Source organism: Paraburkholderia sp. PREW-6R (assembly GCF_039621805.1).
Classification (GTDB): domain Bacteria; phylum Pseudomonadota; class Gammaproteobacteria; order Burkholderiales; family Burkholderiaceae; genus Paraburkholderia.
The window spans coordinates 2,934,822-2,950,312 of record NZ_CP155073.1 but is presented as its reverse complement, the minus strand read 5'-3'; the positions used below and the strand labels follow the sequence as shown (position 1 = coordinate 2,950,312).

Annotated in this window: 14 protein-coding genes and 1 tRNA gene; 7 read left to right on the top strand and 8 right to left on the bottom strand. The window is 60.7% G+C overall.

What is annotated here, in order from left to right:
* From AAGS40_RS12935 to AAGS40_RS12920, 4 genes are all read right to left on the bottom strand, one after another.
* Nucleotides 1–942 (bottom strand): A24 family peptidase, encoded by a 942-nt coding sequence (locus AAGS40_RS12935; protein WP_345811828.1) that lies wholly within the window; start codon nt 940–942, stop codon nt 1–3.
* Between the two features lie 27 nt (nt 943–969).
* Nucleotides 970–2,199, bottom strand: a complete 1,230-nt coding sequence (locus AAGS40_RS12930; RefSeq protein WP_345811827.1) for a type II secretion system F family protein — start codon at nt 2,197–2,199, stop codon at nt 970–972.
* The gene (locus AAGS40_RS12925; RefSeq protein ID WP_345811826.1) at nt 2,196–3,500 is read right to left on the bottom strand and encodes an ATPase, T2SS/T4P/T4SS family; all 1,305 of its coding nucleotides are present in this window, start codon (nt 3,498–3,500) and stop codon (nt 2,196–2,198) included. The genes AAGS40_RS12930 and AAGS40_RS12925 overlap by 4 nt, the downstream gene beginning before the upstream one ends.
* Nucleotides 3,501–3,629: 129 nt before the next feature.
* A complete protein-coding gene (locus tag AAGS40_RS12920) occupies nt 3,630–4,928 on the bottom strand; it encodes an HlyC/CorC family transporter (protein WP_345811825.1) in 1,299 nt (432 codons plus the stop codon).
* Nucleotides 4,929–5,567: 639 nt separating this feature from the next.
* Between AAGS40_RS12920 and AAGS40_RS12915 the strand changes: the two genes are divergently transcribed.
* The 3 genes from AAGS40_RS12915 to AAGS40_RS12905 are packed head-to-tail and all read left to right on the top strand — an operon-like array spanning nt 5,568 to nt 7,845.
* A complete protein-coding gene (locus tag AAGS40_RS12915; RefSeq protein WP_345811824.1) occupies nt 5,568–6,362 on the top strand; it encodes a TIGR04255 family protein in 795 nt (264 codons plus the stop codon).
* A gap of 10 nt (nt 6,363–6,372) precedes the next feature.
* Complete coding sequence (locus AAGS40_RS12910) at nt 6,373–7,002, top strand: hypothetical protein (RefSeq protein ID WP_345811823.1); 630 nt, start codon at nt 6,373–6,375, stop codon at nt 7,000–7,002.
* Nucleotides 7,003–7,014: 12 nt separating this feature from the next.
* Entirely contained in the window at nt 7,015–7,845 is an 831-nt protein-coding gene (locus tag AAGS40_RS12905) for a hypothetical protein (protein WP_345811822.1), read from the top strand.
* A 567-nt stretch (nt 7,846–8,412) separates the two neighbouring features.
* On the opposite strand, the gene AAGS40_RS12900 is transcribed toward AAGS40_RS12905, so the two are convergent.
* From AAGS40_RS12900 to AAGS40_RS12890, 3 genes are all read right to left on the bottom strand, one after another.
* Nucleotides 8,413–9,981: a site-specific integrase gene (locus AAGS40_RS12900; RefSeq protein WP_345811821.1), complete on the bottom strand. Its 1,569-nt coding sequence runs from the start codon at nt 9,979–9,981 to the stop codon at nt 8,413–8,415.
* Nucleotides 9,982–10,204: 223 nt separating this feature from the next.
* Nucleotides 10,205–10,281 (bottom strand) — tRNA-Pro (locus AAGS40_RS12895).
* A 51-nt stretch (nt 10,282–10,332) separates the two neighbouring features.
* On the bottom strand, nt 10,333–11,325 hold the full coding sequence (locus AAGS40_RS12890; RefSeq protein ID WP_345811820.1) for a polyprenyl synthetase family protein: 993 nt from the start codon (nt 11,323–11,325) through the stop codon (nt 10,333–10,335).
* A gap of 239 nt (nt 11,326–11,564) precedes the next feature.
* Here AAGS40_RS12890 and rplU point away from each other — a divergent pair, with 239 nt between their 5' ends.
* The 4 genes from rplU (at nt 11,565) to proB (ending at nt 14,690) form a co-directional block, all read left to right on the top strand.
* Nucleotides 11,565–11,876, top strand: a complete 312-nt coding sequence (gene rplU, locus AAGS40_RS12885; protein WP_345811819.1) for a 50S ribosomal protein L21 — start codon at nt 11,565–11,567, stop codon at nt 11,874–11,876.
* Nucleotides 11,877–11,901: 25 nt separating this feature from the next.
* Complete coding sequence (gene rpmA / locus AAGS40_RS12880; protein WP_345811818.1) at nt 11,902–12,165, top strand: 50S ribosomal protein L27; 264 nt, start codon at nt 11,902–11,904, stop codon at nt 12,163–12,165.
* 217 nt (nt 12,166–12,382) lie between these two features.
* Nucleotides 12,383–13,501: an Obg family GTPase CgtA gene (cgtA, locus tag AAGS40_RS12875; protein ID WP_345811817.1), complete on the top strand. Its 1,119-nt coding sequence runs from the start codon at nt 12,383–12,385 to the stop codon at nt 13,499–13,501.
* 70 nt (nt 13,502–13,571) lie between these two features.
* Nucleotides 13,572–14,690: a glutamate 5-kinase gene (proB, locus tag AAGS40_RS12870; RefSeq protein ID WP_345811816.1), complete on the top strand. Its 1,119-nt coding sequence runs from the start codon at nt 13,572–13,574 to the stop codon at nt 14,688–14,690.
* Nucleotides 14,691–14,803: 113 nt separating this feature from the next.
* On the opposite strand, the gene AAGS40_RS12865 is transcribed toward proB, so the two are convergent.
* The gene (locus AAGS40_RS12865) at nt 14,804–15,361 is read right to left on the bottom strand and encodes a CNP1-like family protein (RefSeq protein WP_345811815.1); all 558 of its coding nucleotides are present in this window, start codon (nt 15,359–15,361) and stop codon (nt 14,804–14,806) included.
* Between the last annotated feature and the right edge of the window lie 130 nt (nt 15,362–15,491).

Sequence of the window (15,491 nt, the reverse complement as noted above, 5' to 3'; positions counted from 1 at the left end):
TCAGCCTCCCAGAGCCATGTAGAGCGGTGTGCCGAGAAACAGCGTAACAGCGCCGCCCACTGCGAGAAAAGGCCCAAACGGCAGCGGCTCCTCGAAACGCATGCGGCCGCGCCACGTAGCCGCAAGACCGACCACCGCGCCCGCGACAGCCGCAATCAGCACGATCTGCGGCAGCGCCGCCCAGCCGAGCCACGCGCCGAGCGCCGCCAGCAGTTTAAAGTCGCCATAACCCATCCCTTCGACGCCTCGCACCAGGCGGAAAAGCCAGTGCACCGCCCACAACACGAGATAACCGAAGATCGCACCGAGCACGGCGTCGTGCAGACTCGCGAACGTGCCGTCAAGATTGACGATGATGCCGGCCCACAGCAAGGGCAACGTCATCGAATCGGGCAACAGGTGCGTGTTGACATCGATCGCGCTCATGGCGAGCAACATTGCGCAGAGGCCAAATGCGGCGAGCGCGGCGCCAGTCGGGCCGAACACGGCGAGCGCCCCGGCCGCAAGCGCAGCGCTGCCTAGTTCCACTAGCGGATAGCGCAAGCTCACGTGCGCCTTGCATGCCGAGCAGCGCCCGCGCAGCAGCACGTAGCTGAGCACCGGCAGGTTTTCCCAGGCGCTCAGCGCATGCCCGCAGTGCGGACACGCGCTGCCTGGCACCCACAGGTTGTAGCGGGCGGGAAGGCCGTCGTCTTCGAGCGGCTCGTCGGTTGCCTCGCTGACTTCCTCGCGCCACGCGCGCTCGAGCATGATCGGCACACGATGCACGACCACATTCAGAAAGCTGCCGATCACGAGCCCCAACACGATCGCGAACGTGAACTGCACGCCGCCCGGCAAACTGCGGAACGCGATGCCCAGACCGGACGCAAAGTGACCGGACAGCACGCCCGAAAGCAGGCCGGTGGAAGTGTCTGACACGAATGGGGAGATTGCCTGCATAGATAAAGGATGGATTCGGCTGCGATCCTACACCACGTTGCCGAGTTGAATAATGGGAAGATACATCGCGATTACAAGGCCGCCGACCAGCGCGCCCAGCACGACGATAACGAGCGGCTCGCACAGGCTCGAAAGCGTGGCGATCTGTTCATCCACCTGCCGGTCCGCGAGAGACGCCACGTCGATCAGCATGGTGTCGAGTGCTCCGGACTCCTCGGCAATTGCAACCGGCTGGACGACCTCCGGCGCGAAGCAGTGCGCGGCGTGCATGGCGGCGGCGAGCCGCTCGCCGCGCCTGAGGCGGGTGGCGATCTGCGCAGTGGCGCGGTCGAAGAAAGCGTTGCCGGTGGCGTGTGTGAGTGAATCGAAAGCATCGGCGAGCGGCGTGCCGGCTGACAGCAACGTGCCGAGGGCTCGGCTCCAGCGTGCCGCGCATAGCGTGCGCAGCAGTGGGCCCGCGACCGGCATTTTCAGCGCGAGCCGTGCAAAACGGATACGCGCCGGTTCGGAACGTTTCAGCAGAAAGGTCATCGCCGAACTCGCGGCGGCGGTTAGCACGATCAACGGGACGCTCCAGCGCGCCGCGCCGGACGACAGTGCCAGCACAAATTGCGTGGGGGCCGGCAGCTGGGCGCCGAACCCGTCGAAAATCTGTTTGAAAGTGGGCACCACCCACACCAGCAGCGCCGCTGTGATCGCCAGAGCCAGCAGCAGAATCACCACGGGATAGGTTAGCGCTGCGCGCACTTTGCCACGCTGCGCGGCGGCGCGTTCACGGTCCTCGGCGATGCGCGCTAACACCGCAGCCAGCGCGCCCGCCGCCTCGCCGACTTCGACCAGTTGGCAATACAGCGCATTGAATTGCGCGGGATGCCGCTGCAAAGCCGCCGAGAAACGCAGCCCGCCGGTGATGTCGCGAGCCAGTGCGGCCGCGATGCGCGGCAAGTCGTGACGTCGCGAGGGCTGCGCTTGCGCGAGAAGATCGAGCGCAGGTGCGAGCGGCAAGCCGGCGCGCAGCAGGCTGGCCAGCTGCCGCGTGAAGAGCGTGACATCGACCGCGCGCGCCTTGGGACGAGGTGCCGGCCCTTGCGCAGCAAGTTCGACGACGAACATCCGGTCGCGCTTGAGCATTGCGCGGGCGGCCTGCGCATCCGGTGCGATCAGCGCGCCGTGTTTCTGCGTTCCTTCCGTATCGACGCCGCGCCATTTGAACCGCAGGTCGGCGGCCGGCGACTGATGAACCAGCACGGTGCTCATGCGACCTCCGTCGCGGCGAGTGCTTCGGCGAGGCTGGTGGTGCCATCGCGCACGCGTGAGAGCGCCGCGTCGCGTAACGTGGTGACGCGCTCGCTTTGCGCAAGCCGCGCAAGCTCGTGCGTGCCGGCGCTCGCGACGATCAACTCGCGCATGGCGTCGGAGACGGGCATCACCTGATGGATGCCCACTCGCCCCCGATAGCCAATGCCGTGACACGTCGCGCAGCCGACGGCCGCGTAAGGCTGCCAGCCGTCGAGCTGATGGTCAGCGAAACCGGCTGCACGCAGCGCTGCGGTTGAATGCGGCGCAGGCTGGCGGCACGCGACGCACAGGCGGCGCACGAGCCTTTGCGCAGTCACCATGCGCAGCGCGGCGGCCAGGTTGTAGGGCTCGACGCCGATGTCGATCAGTCGCGCAACCGCGGAAGGCGCGTCGTTCGTGTGCAAGGTCGAGAGAACGAGGTGGCCGGTCTGCGCAGCTTTTACGGCGACGTCCGCAGTCTCTTCATCACGGATTTCGCCCACCATGATGACGTCCGGGTCCTGCCGCAGAAACGCGCGCAGCGCGACCGCGAAAGTGAGGCCCGACTTTTCTCTGACGCTGACCTGATTGATGCCCGCCAATTGTATTTCCGCCGGATCTTCTACCGAACAGAGATTGCGCGCCTCGCTGTTGAGCAGACTCAGGAAACAGTAAAGCGACAGCGTTTTGCCGCTGCCGGTCGGTCCAGTGACGAGCACCAGACCATGCGGCGCGCGGATCGCGGCGTCGAGTGTTTCGCGCTGATTCATGTCGAGACCGAGCGAGTCGAGCGAGAGATCGGTGGGCAACGCATCCAGCCTGCGCAGCACCAGTTTTTCGCCGAACAGCGTGGGCAGCGAATTGACGCGATAGTCTTCCACCCGGCCGCGCGACGTGGCGATTCGCAACCGCCCGTCCTGCGGGACGCGCCGTTCCGCGATATCCATGCGCGCGAGCACCTTGACACGCGTGATGAAAGCGTCGCGCAGATGAGCCGGCGGCGCAGGGATTTCGTGCAGCACGCCGTCGATTCGCAGACGCACGCGCCAGCCATGTTCCGCAGGTTCGATGTGAAGGTCGGACGCGTTGCGGCGGGTTGCTTCCTGCAACGTGTCGGTCAACAGTCGCACGGCAGGCGCGCTATCGGAATCGGCCGGCATGGCGTTGGTGCCGGCGCTCGCTTCGCTCGCGAACGCGCCGTGTTTCGCTTTCGACGCGCGCTCATGGTCGAACGCGATGGTTCGCTGTGGCGCTGCCGCGCGTTGAGGGGAAGCTTGCATGTGAGACCGGTGATGAGCCGCCTGTGAACAGAATGGCGTCATCTTCCGGGAACACGATCGGTGCCGCCATTCAGCCGTTTGGCTAATGGCGGGCGTCGTGCCCGTGTGCAATGCTGCTGCGTGGAGGAGTTAGCCGCGCAATGCTTTGAGGGCTTTTGTGCGTGCGGGCGGTTTGAACAGCTTGACCGTGCGGATCGCCTGGTCGTCGCTGCGCATCACTTCGAGTTTTACCTCGCCGATCTGTACACACACGTCCCCGTCGGGAATGTCCTCGAGAATTTCGAGGATCAGGCCGTTGAGCGTTTTTGGGCCATCGGTGGGCAGAGTGAGATGCAACCAGCGGTTCAGTTCGCGCAGCGGCATACTGCCGGCAACAATGCATTCGCCGTTCTCGTTCCACCCGCCGCGCGAATTCGCACCGCGCGGAATGGAAGTCGTGAACTCGCCGATCAACTCCTCGATGATGTCTTCCGGCGTGACCAGTCCTTGCAGCTCGCCATATTCGTTGACGACGAGCGCAGTGCGGTGACGGCTTTCCTGGAAGTACTGCAACTGCTGGAATACCGGCGTGCCGGTTGGTACGAAATAGGGTTCGGCGAGCAGTTCGCGCAACGTTTCGCGCTCCAGTTCCTGATTGTGCAGCGCAGCCAGGGTCTTGCGAACGTGCAGCACGCCGAGAACCCGGTCTATGTCGCCCTGATAGACGATCAGCTTGTTGTGGTAACACGTTTCGAGTTGATGCAGGATCTGCTCGAACGGCGCGTCGAAGTCGAGCGCTTCGATGCGGCGGCGCGGGATCATTACGTCGTCGACAGAAATGTTTTCGAGGTCGAACAGATTCAGCAGGATGCTGCGGTGTTTGGTCGGCATGAAGCTGCCGGATTCGAGCACGATGGTGCGCAGCTCTTCCGTAGAAAGGCGCTGGTCGCGGCCGCCTTTCGTATTGATATGCAGCACGCGCAAAATGCCGTTCGCAAACAGGTTGACCACCCAGACGAGCGGCTTCGCGACACGCATTAGCGGTGCGATCAGCAGACTGGCCGGCAGCGCGATCTTTTCGGGGAACGTGGCGCCGACGATCTTCGGCGTAATTTCGGCGAACACGATAATCAGGAACGCGACAATCCCGGTCGCGATCGAGAGCACCAGGTTGTTGCGGCCGAACGTATGTAGCGCGATCGACGTAGTCAGCACCGGGATGATCGTGTTGAACAGATTGTTGCCGATCAGCACGACGCTCAACAGCTGGTCGGTGTGCGTCAGTAATCCCTGTGTAGTCCTCGCGCCGAGCGCGTTCTGATTGGCAAGATGTTTCAGCCGATGGCGGTTGAGCGCCATCATCGCCGTCTCAGAAATGGAAAAGAAGCTGGAGCAGACGAGCAGCACGGCGACGGCGCCGATCTGCGCCCATAAGGGAAGTTGTTCCACGCGTAGTGAAGGATGAGGGAAAGGATGGAGAGAATATAGCAGAGGGGGCGCGGCGAGCCGGCGCGCATACTGCGTCGCTAACGCGAACGCCCGGGGATGTGGCCCGAGCGGCAAATTGGGAGTTTGGGAAAAGCGGCCGGAAAACAAAAAACCGCCCAGCAAGCTGCGGCGGTTTTTCGAACCTTGAACGAACAAGGTAAATCTGGTCGGGGTGAGAGGATTCGAACCTCCGGCCTCTACGTCCCGAACGCGCTTTTACCGAACATATCCGTACCCCGGGCTAGGGAAGAATCATTATATATCAATGAGTTAGTATAACGCGATGGTCGGGTGATGTTTTTTGTTCGGTGGCAATCCACGCGAAATTGACATCTATTTGCCACCTGTTTTTTTTCGCACGACATTGAATCAAAGATGCCACCGATTTGCCCTCGGAGAGCGAACACACGGTGGACGCAACGTTTGCCCCGGACTGGAGGCTTACAGGCTGGAGAGACACCCGCGAACGGGCGAGGTACGACCGAGATGCTGGGCTTGGCGCTGCGTCACATTACACAACGGCAAGCACTTTACGATGGTGAATCTGTCAAGTACAGTGTAAAGTGTCAACCCGCCTGTCAAGTTAATGTCGAGGAAGTCATGGGTAAGAGGCTGAGCAACGCACCGGTCTACTACACCGTCGCCCAAATCCAGTTCAACCCTGTTCTGAATCTGGACGCATACATTTCGGCCATCCAGGCCAAAATGCGGGAAAAGCATTTTCCGGACTTCAAACAGGAGGTGGTCCAGCGACTTGTGCTTCCTTTCGGAGCTATTGAGCATGGCCAGGTTGCGGCGCCGACTTTCACACCTCAGTCGAGGTACCAGTTTGGCGATATTTCGGGCAGCACAAGGTTCGTTCTGGAGACGAACGCACTGTCGTTTCAGACCACAGAGTACGAAACGTTCGATGCCTTTTCTCATGCATTGTTGGCAGGTCTTGGCACTGTGCATGACGCCCTGCATCTCGATTTTATCGAGAGAATCGGCCTCCGGTATCTGGATGCTGTGTTGCCGTCAGGAGAAAAGGAGTCGCTGCGAGACTTTCTTGTACCTGAGGTCCTCGGACTCTCGTTGCGCGACCACGCGCAGCACCAACATTCGGTCAGTGAAACGCTCGTGACCAGTCCAGCAGGGCAGCTTGTCTCGCGCGTGATTATTCGTCATGGGCAAGTTGGTCTGCCGGTTGAACTAACCTCGCTGGCACCAAATATAGACCCTCGATTTACACAGCACGTAGGCTTGCACGCCGTAATCGATACGGATGCCTCCGTCACTCAGCGGGAGGTGTTCGATTTGGAAAAAATCGAAACCCGGTTGACAGCCCTTCACAACGAAATCGACAAGTGCTTCAAGGCTATCGTAACAGACCACGCCTTGGCCACTTGGGCCTGAAGGAGGCGCTATGAGCAGCGAGATGTCCTACGGTGGATGGGTCACCGAACGCCCGGCGACGACTGGCGGCAGTTCAAGCCTTGTGCGGCTCGTAGGGTGGGTCGCGGCGGCTGGAGCGGCATTGACGGTGATAGGTACGGGCGGCCACTTGTCACTGGAGCGCCTTCAAACTGGTGCTCAGCAGGCGCTCTATAGCACCGCCGATGTAGCGGTAGTCGAGGATGTTCGAACGCCAGCAGAAGACCTTGCGCGGATTCGCGAAGTTTTGCGTCCGGCCGTGTCGGACCTTGCTGCGACACTCGGTGTGTCCCGTCAGTCCGTCTACAACTGGCTCAATGGCGAGCAGGTTGCAGAGGAAAATGCAGCCAGATTGGCGGACCTTGCTCAAGCGGCAGATGTGCTAGCCCACAAGGGGGTCGCCGTAAACGCGGCATTGCTTAAGCGAAGATTCGCCAATGGCCGGACGCTTATGCAAGTCGCCCAGTCAGGAGAGTCTGCGCGCGACGCAGCGTTGGTGCTGGCGCAGATTCACCAGCGCGAGAGCGCACAACGTGAGCGTATGAACGCTCGAATTGCGAACCGCGCGAAGACGTCAGCTACTGCCGACTTTGACCTTCCTTCATCCAACGACCAGGCGTAAAGGTGCGAAGTGGTGGAGTGGAATCGTGAGACACCGTGGCGCCAAGGATTTCTGCTCAGCGACGCCGCAATTGATGCGTTGGGGCTTCGCCATGCGGCAAGTCCCGACAAGACGATAGTCGTCGTTGCAACTCACGACTGTGACCTCGCACAGGACCCGCAGTTCGAGCCGGTCGTCGAGGTCGTCGTGGGATGTTTGACCGTGAAGGACGGCAACTGCACCCACGCCAAAAATGCGCGCAAGCTTCACGTTGAATTTGCAGGCGAGGCTCCCTTCTGGGCGGAGTTCGAGGCGACGGCCAAAGTTGGTATCGACAAGCTCAGGCTAAATGAATACTTGCCTCGGTCCGAAGTCCGCCTCCGTTCCGAGGACTACGCCGTCCTTCAGATGTGGCTGGCGAGTCGATACCGTCGCTCCGCTTTTGCGGATGAATTCGAGCGCCGGCTGACCAAGGAAACCAAGCTGGCGGAGAAGATCGCGAAGGCCGTCAAGCCGCATGGGGAACTGATTATCGGTGTCTTCTTCGACGTGGACGAAGGTGTGGAAGTTACTCGGAACGGTCCAGATGACACCTATGTGCTCGACATTACTATTCTTCACCAGGCGGCCCCTGATTTCGTCGCTGCGGAAAGCGCTGCAAGGGCGGCCGCTGATGCCATCGAGAAGGCGTTCAAGGAAAAGCTGCTCGCCCCTTCGAAGCAATGGCAGCAAATCGAACTCCGCTTTTGTGAGCCGATGTCGGAGTCGGTGCTGACGTACGAGATGTTCAAGCAGTTGAAGCGCTGGAGGCTGGAGCACATTAGTCTTGCCGCTGAGCCACAGCAGCCCGTGCTGGCCGAATAGCCGGGCATTCGGCCGACTGGTGATATTGCTGCATGGTGGGTATCAGATGATGCTTATCGGGTTTGTGAATCCCCCATGTCTTCGAAAAATCGCTCACCGGTGTCCTAATAGGACACTCGCGCAGCGTTCGGACGTTATGGGACGATGGCAAGGCTTGGGCGTGCGATAGGGGTTGAATTCGACAGAACTCGTATCTTCGAATGCAAAAGGAGGGGGATGAGATGCTTCAGGTCAGGGAATCTCGCGGCGAACTTGAGCGGTTTCTCGAGCAGGATGTATCCCGGCTCGAAGGCGTCCTCCTCCAAATACAGAAGCCCAGCCCCATAAAGTAGGAGTCGGCCTTGAGCCAGCTCGTGTGGAGTAGGCTGGCAGCGCATCTCGAACAGAACCACGGACGGGTAGCATGCCTTTTCGATGGATATGCCAGGTGCGAGTTCTGTGGCCAGAAATTCACTGTGCAGCGTCCGGCCGGCAGCCGTCGTCTTGCTAGTCGGCGCCGAATGGGCTGCAACGAGTGTGAGATGTGACATAAGGTGATGGGTCCTTGACCGTTGGAGGGATTTGCGTTCAGCGCGCGGTGGGCTGGATGTCGCTATGAACGGCGATGGCGCATTCGGGCGTGACTGTCGCTTCGTTCAGAATCTCCTCGAGCGTGATTGACGCTTTACCCGTGAGACGGCGCCGTCCGTGATGCGAAATGGACTCGGAAGGCGATTCGAATGCAGCATCGAGTCGCTTGGCCAGGCTCTGCGTGCAGAGATGCGCATAACGCAGCAGCATGCGCACGTCGCGATGGCCGCTGAAATGCTGGAGGTCGACCAGCGAAAATCCGCCGGGCGTGTTGCTGCCGGCTTCTGCGACGCGCGAAATCGCTTCATGCCGCAGGTCGTGAATCCGCAGTTCGTTGCCGTCAGTCAGGCCAGCCTGCTGGCACATCCGCTGCCAGGCCTTGCGCAGGCCGTCGACACCAATCGGAAACACGAGCTCGCCGGTGCGCGGCAGTTGCCGCAGCATCTCGACCAGCGCGCTGCGAAGCGCAAGCTTGCGCGCCCGGCCGTTTTTCGTTTCCGGCAGATACGCCGTCTGCGCTTCCAGGTCGACGTTCGACCAGGTCAGCGTCAGCGTCTCGCTGCGCCGCGCGGCCGTCATCAACTGGAATTGCACGAAGGTCTCGAGTAACGGGACCTGCTCATAGGTGCTCTCGGCTTCCTGCAGGTAGAGCTGGCGGGCGCTCTTGATGACCTGCTTGCGGCGGTACACCGTGCGGGCATCGTTGGCTTCCTGGCGCTCCGCCGCCATCAGTTGTTCGAGGCGCATGTTGATGGACTGGGTGCGGTCTTCCTCACGTGCTGCGCGGAGAAGGCGCTCTTCCTCATCGCCTTTGAGTCGGCGGTCCCGCTCGTTGTAATAACGGGGACGGCGCACCCCGTCCATCGGATTTTTTTCGACGTGAATGCGCCAGCTGTCGATGGCCATGCGGCAGACTGCAGAAAAAATATCAATTTCACGGTCGACCGTGGATTCTGCGACGGCCTGGCAGCGTTCGTCGATGTAGTCCTTGAAGTCGTCCGGGACAAGTTCTGCGAAGCTCCTGCGGATGAACTTGCTGGCCTCGGATGTTTGCCCCATCCGTGCTCCGGTAGGTTTCCGGAGCTTCATTGCAGCGACCTTCGGATGGACGTTCGGGTGCCTGGCGACAATTTCAGCCAGGTCCTGACGCTCCAGCCCGGCGTCCTCAAGGAGCGCGTTGATTTTGTAGGCCTCGACCTCGAAGCTTTTGTGACGAGGTGATTCTTCGCGCAGGTAGCGAATCAGGAGGTCAGCGAAGGTTGTCTTGAACCCCTGGGCGTAGTCGATGAACAGGCTGCGTTTGTGTTCGGCTTTGAGCGTGTCCAGGATTTCCTTGGCCTCTTTGGCGCTGGAAGCAGGGAGCGTCTGGGACTTGCGCGAAACGCTGCGGTCACGGACGACATAGCAATCATCCAGGCGACCCAGCTTCGGTTTGAGCCGTTGAGCTGTCAGCAGCTGACAGTAGGTTTCGGCCCTCGATTTGGCGGTGTGGGGAAAGGTCTTGGTGAGGTCATCCCGGTTCCTGACCGTGACTTCGTAGCGCGAGCGGTTTTCGATGGACGCCATGTCCATGCTCCAGTTTGTTGAGGAGCACGGTATAAGTCGAAAAAGCGCGCATGATTTGTCGCTGGGGGCGTGGTTGACGAAAAGTGCCTGAGAACAGCCGGGCAACTTTTTCTCAACTTTTTTCAATGGCGAACCAGGCGGCCACTGCCACCGAATTGCCACTGCCGAGCGCACAAACAAAAACAGCGGACATCTAGTCCGCTGTTTTTGTAAGGAGAAAATTTGGTCGGGGTGAGAGGATTCGAACCTCCGGCCTCTACGTCCCGAACGTAGCGCTCTACCAGGCTAAGCTACACCCCGAATTGGATACTGCTGAACTCGATTCAGACTATCTCGGCCTTTCAGTCTCATTCAAGACTGTCTTGCCGTCGAGTAAGAACATAATTCTAGCAGGCTCTCTTTAAAAATGGAATTGGGAAACGAAGAAATTGCGGCTGCAGCGGCCTGCGCTTCCTGCTTCGCACATTCCAGCGTGTGGTCGAGTGCGCCGGAGCGCGTGATCGCTTCGAAAATCGTGTCGAAGCGATCCGTGCCGCCTTGCTCGATTGCTTCGCGCGCGAGCGCCGCCTGATCAGGCGTGCCGCGTTCAATCAGATAGATAAGCGGTAAGGTGGGCTTGCCTTCGCGAAGGTCGTCGCCGGCATTCTTGCCCATGGATTCAGCTGTGCCGGTGTAGTCGAGCCAGTCATCCATGATCTGGAACGCGGTGCCGATGCGACGGCCGAACTCCGCTGCCGCTGCTTCCGTTTTCGCGTCCGAACCGGCCAGTACTGCCCCGAGTTGCGCGGCGGCCTCGAACAGCTTGGCCGTTTTGTAGCGAATCACCTGCATGTAGCGGGCTTCATCCACGTCCGCGTCGTGCATATTCAGCAGTTGCAGCACCTCGCCTTCGGAAATGATGTTCGTGGCCTCGGACAGAATCTCCATCACGCGCATCTTGCCCACGCCGACCATCATCTGAAACGAACGCGAGTAGAGAAAATCGCCCACCAGCACGCTTGCGGCGTTGCCGAACAACGCATTGGCAGTCTGACGGCCGCGCCGCAGATCGGATTCGTCCACCACGTCGTCGTGCAGCAGCGTAGCCGTATGAATGAATTCGACGACCGCGGCCAATTCATGCCGATGTCCTGTCGTCTCGCCCAGCGCGCCCGCCACCAGCAGCAGCAATGCGGGCCGCAGTCGCTTGCCGCCGGCGCTGATGATGTACTCGGAGATCTGATTGATCAGCATCACGTCGGACGCCAGGCGGTGCCGAATGACGCGGTTCACCTGCTGCATGTCTTCGGCGATCGGAGCAAGCAGGCTGGCGGCGTTGGAGGAGGGGGTGGCGGTCGACGACATGATGGCTGAGTTGGGTAGTGCCGCGAATTATAAGGCGAATCGCGACAATTCCGGGTCGCAGGCTGCGGCGCGGCGCAATTGGGGCCACGACGGGAAAGCTTGCCGGGATGGTGCGACAGGGCGCCGTGCAAAGCCCGCTGTGTCTCTCAATGAGTTTTGACCGAGGAGCTAACTCTATGTATAATCACGGGTTTCCGCGCGCGGTGCGTGGGAAAAATGAACACAGAGTGAGGTTCTCAATGTACGCGGTCATAAAAACCGGTGGCAAGCAGTATAAGGTTGCCGTCGGCGAAAAACTTAAAGTAGAACAGATACCGGCAGACATTGACGCTGAAATCACGCTCGACCAGGTTCTCGCAGTGGGCGAAGGCGAATCGATTAAGTTCGGTGCGCCGCTGGTCAGTGGGGCTTCCGTCAAGGCTACCGTCGTGTCGCAAGGTCGTCACGCAAAAGTGACCATCTTCAAGATGCGTCGCCGGAAGCACTACCAGAAGCATGGCGGCCACCGCCAGAACTATACCGAACTGCGCATCGACGCGATCAACGCGTAAGCGCAACGGTTAAGGAGCAAATCAAATGGCACACAAAAAGGCAGGCGGATCGTCCCGGAACGGCCGCGACTCTGAATCGAAGCGTCTCGGCGTGAAGGTTTACGGCGGTCAGGCCATCAGCGCTGGCGGCATCATCGTTCGCCAACGCGGCACGCGCATGCATCCGGGCACGAACGTCGGTATGGGCAAGGATCACACCTTGTTCGCGCTGACTGACGGCCACGTCAATTTCTCGACGAAGGGCGCAGCGAAGAAGCACATGGTCAACGTCGTCCCGGCAGCAGTCTGAGTTCACTCAGGCACGGGCTTCAGGACCGGTAAAAGGCCCCGCGAAGTTAGCGGGGCCTTTTTTATTGCAGCGCGCGTCATGTGGATGAATACCGGCGCGAACGTCCTATGCCGTTCGTCTGATTGATCATCGCACCGCGAGCGCGGCAAAATAGCAGCAAATCAGCAGCAAAATCTTGCAGCACCATCAGGCAGTACACCACGGGACGGAGTTACGCATGAAGTTCATTGACGAAGCGAGGATTGAAGTCATCGCCGGCGACGGAGGGGATGGCAGCGCGTCGATGCGCCGCGAGAAGTTCGTTCCGTTCGGCGGTCCGGATGGCGGCGACGGTGGCCGCGGCGGCAGCGTGATTGCGGTGGCAGACCGCAACATCAACACGCTGATCGACTATCGATACGCGAAAAAACACATGGCGCGCAACGGTGAAAATGGCCGCGGCGCGGACTGCTACGGCAAGGGTGGCGAAGACATCACGCTGCGCATGCCGGTCGGCACCACGATTACCGACATGGAAACCGGCGAACTCATCGCCGATCTGACCGAGCACAATCAGAGCGTGCAGATCGCGCAAGGCGGCGCGGGCGGCCTTGGTAATCTGCACTTCAAATCCAGTACGAATCGCGCGCCGCGTCAGAAGACTGACGGCAAGCCGGGCGAACGTCGCATGGTGCGCCTCGAATTGAAGGTGCTGGCGGACGTCGGCCTGCTCGGCATGCCGAACGCCGGCAAATCGACCTTTATTTCAGCAGTGTCGAACGCGCGTCCGAAAATCGCGGACTATCCGTTCACCACGCTTGCGCCGAACCTTGGCGTCGTACGGGTCGGCCCAAGCCGCAGTTTCGTGATCGCGGACATCCCCGGGCTCATCGAGGGCGCGGCGGAAGGCGCGGGCCTCGGCCACCAGTTTCTGCGTCACTTGCAGCGCACTGGACTGCTTCTGCATATCGTCGACCTCGCGCCGTTGGACGAATCTGTCGATCCGGTTGCGGAAGCCAAAGCCATTGTCAACGAGCTGCGCAAATACGACGAACTGCTGTATGAAAAGCCGCGCTGGCTCGTGCTGAACAAACTCGACATGGTTCCGGAAAGCGAGCGCGAGGCGCGTGTGTCGGCGTTCCTTGAAGGCTTTGGCTGGGAGGGTCCAGTGTTCGAAATTTCCGCGCTGACGGGTCAGGGCTGCGAAAACCTGTGCTACGCGGTGTACGACCACATCGCCGCGCATTCGGATGCGCAGCGCGCCGCTGAAGCAGAAGACCTCGCTGCAGACGTGCGCTTCCGCGCAAAGCCGGAAGCGGCGGCTTCAGACGAGTCCAGCGCCGACCCACAGCAATAATCCTGGCTCCAGCGCCGGCGGTGAACGGGCTGCCGGCTTGCACCACGCGTCACTTGGGAGACTGCGCACAATGCGTTCTGTCATCGCGGATTCACGGCGATTGGTAGTCAAAGTCGGTTCGAGCCTCGTCACGAATGACGGGCGCGGACTGGATCATGCTGCGATCGGCCGCTGGGCCGCGCAGATCGCGGCGCTTCGCGCGCAGGGCAAAGAGGTCGTGCTGGTGAGTTCAGGCGCGATTGCCGAAGGTATGCAGCGGCTCGGCTGGACCAAACGGCCACGCGAAATCGATGAATTGCAGGCCGCCGCAGCCGTGGGGCAGATGGGTCTCGCGCAGGTGTACGAAAGCCGTTTCGCTGAGCATTCCATCCAGACCGCGCAGATTCTCCTGACCCACGCGGACCTTGCCGACCGCGAACGCTATCTGAATGCACGCTCCACGCTGCTCACGCTATTGCGTCTGGGCGTGGTGCCGATCATCAACGAGAACGACACGGTCGTAACGGACGAAATCAAGTTCGGCGATAACGACACGCTCGGCGCGCTGGTCGCAAATTTGATTGAAGGCGACGCGCTCGTCATTCTCACTGACCAGCAAGGTCTTTTCACCGCCGACCCGCGCAAGGACCCGACCGCGACGCTGGTTCAGCAGGCCGACGCCGGTGACCCGACGCTCGAGGCCATGGCAGGCGGCGCCGGCTCCAGCCTCGGCCGGGGCGGCATGCTCACCAAGATTCTTGCGGCGAAACGCGCGGCGCACAGCGGTGCGAACACGGTGATCGCGAGCGGCCGTGAAGCGGACGTGCTGTCGCGTCTTGCTTCGGGCGAGGCAATCGGCACGCAACTGATTGCGCGCACGGCACGCATGGCCGCTCGCAAACAATGGATGGCGGATCACCTGCAGGTGCGCGGTCACGTAGTGATCGACGACGGCGCGGTCGAGAAACTTACCGATGGCGGCAAGAGCTTGCTGCCAATCGGCATTGTCGGCGTGCAGGGCGCGTTTGCGCGCGGCGAGGTGATTGCCTGTCTGAGCGCTGCGGGGCGCGAAGTCGCGCGCGGTCTCACGAACTACAGCAGCGCGGAAACGAAACTGATCCAGCGGCGCCCGAGCGGCGAGATAGAAACGGTGCTGGGCTACATGCTCGAACCCGAGCTGATTCATCGCGACAATCTCGTGCTGGTGTGAACGCCCCGCGGTTCGCCAGCGCAAATGACAAAAAAGCCGTTTCAGCGTGATCGAGCTGAAACGGCTTTTTTTAACCGACGGCGCGATCGACATCAGCGCCGCGCATGACATCCTCAATGGATCTGTGAACTCGCCGTCCGCTTGTAGCGAATGTTTTCAAGAATCTGTGCGGCGCTCCCGGTCGGCATTTTGTTCGCGCACAGGTAGTCCTGGTACAACGCCGCTTGGTAGGCATTCAGCGCGCCGTTTTCAATGCGCGTGAAATCGTTGGCGACGGTGGTATCCCAACCGTCGTGATCCGCATTCAGGCCTGCGTACTGACGCCATTCATACGTATCGCAGCGAATCCCTTCGTAATTGACGTTTCGCGCGCCGCTCGGACTTGTGACGACCACTGTGTAACGCACCACACCATCGGTGCCGACACTAAGCGAATTCCGGTCAATGGAGAATTGCAGCGGCGTATTACCGGACACGTCGAAGGGCAACAGATTGGCGTCTTGCGGCAGCGGCGGCAATGTATCCACCTTGTTTTCCACCCAGTTACTCTTGCGGTCCAGCAGGTAGGTGAATGCGCTGTCGTCTTTATTGCTGGGTTTGCCGGAGCTCGAACAGCCAGCCAGCAGGGCGCCGGTGGCGACGCACGCCACGACGAGGGCAAATGCTTTCAATATGATTTCCTTCAAACACGGGCGCGGCGTCAGAAGCCGCGCCAGCAGAGCCAGCAGGGAATAGCCGTACAGCGTTGATCAGTTAGCACACCCGGGGCGGAACGGCGTGCCGGTGCTTTCATGCGCCGGC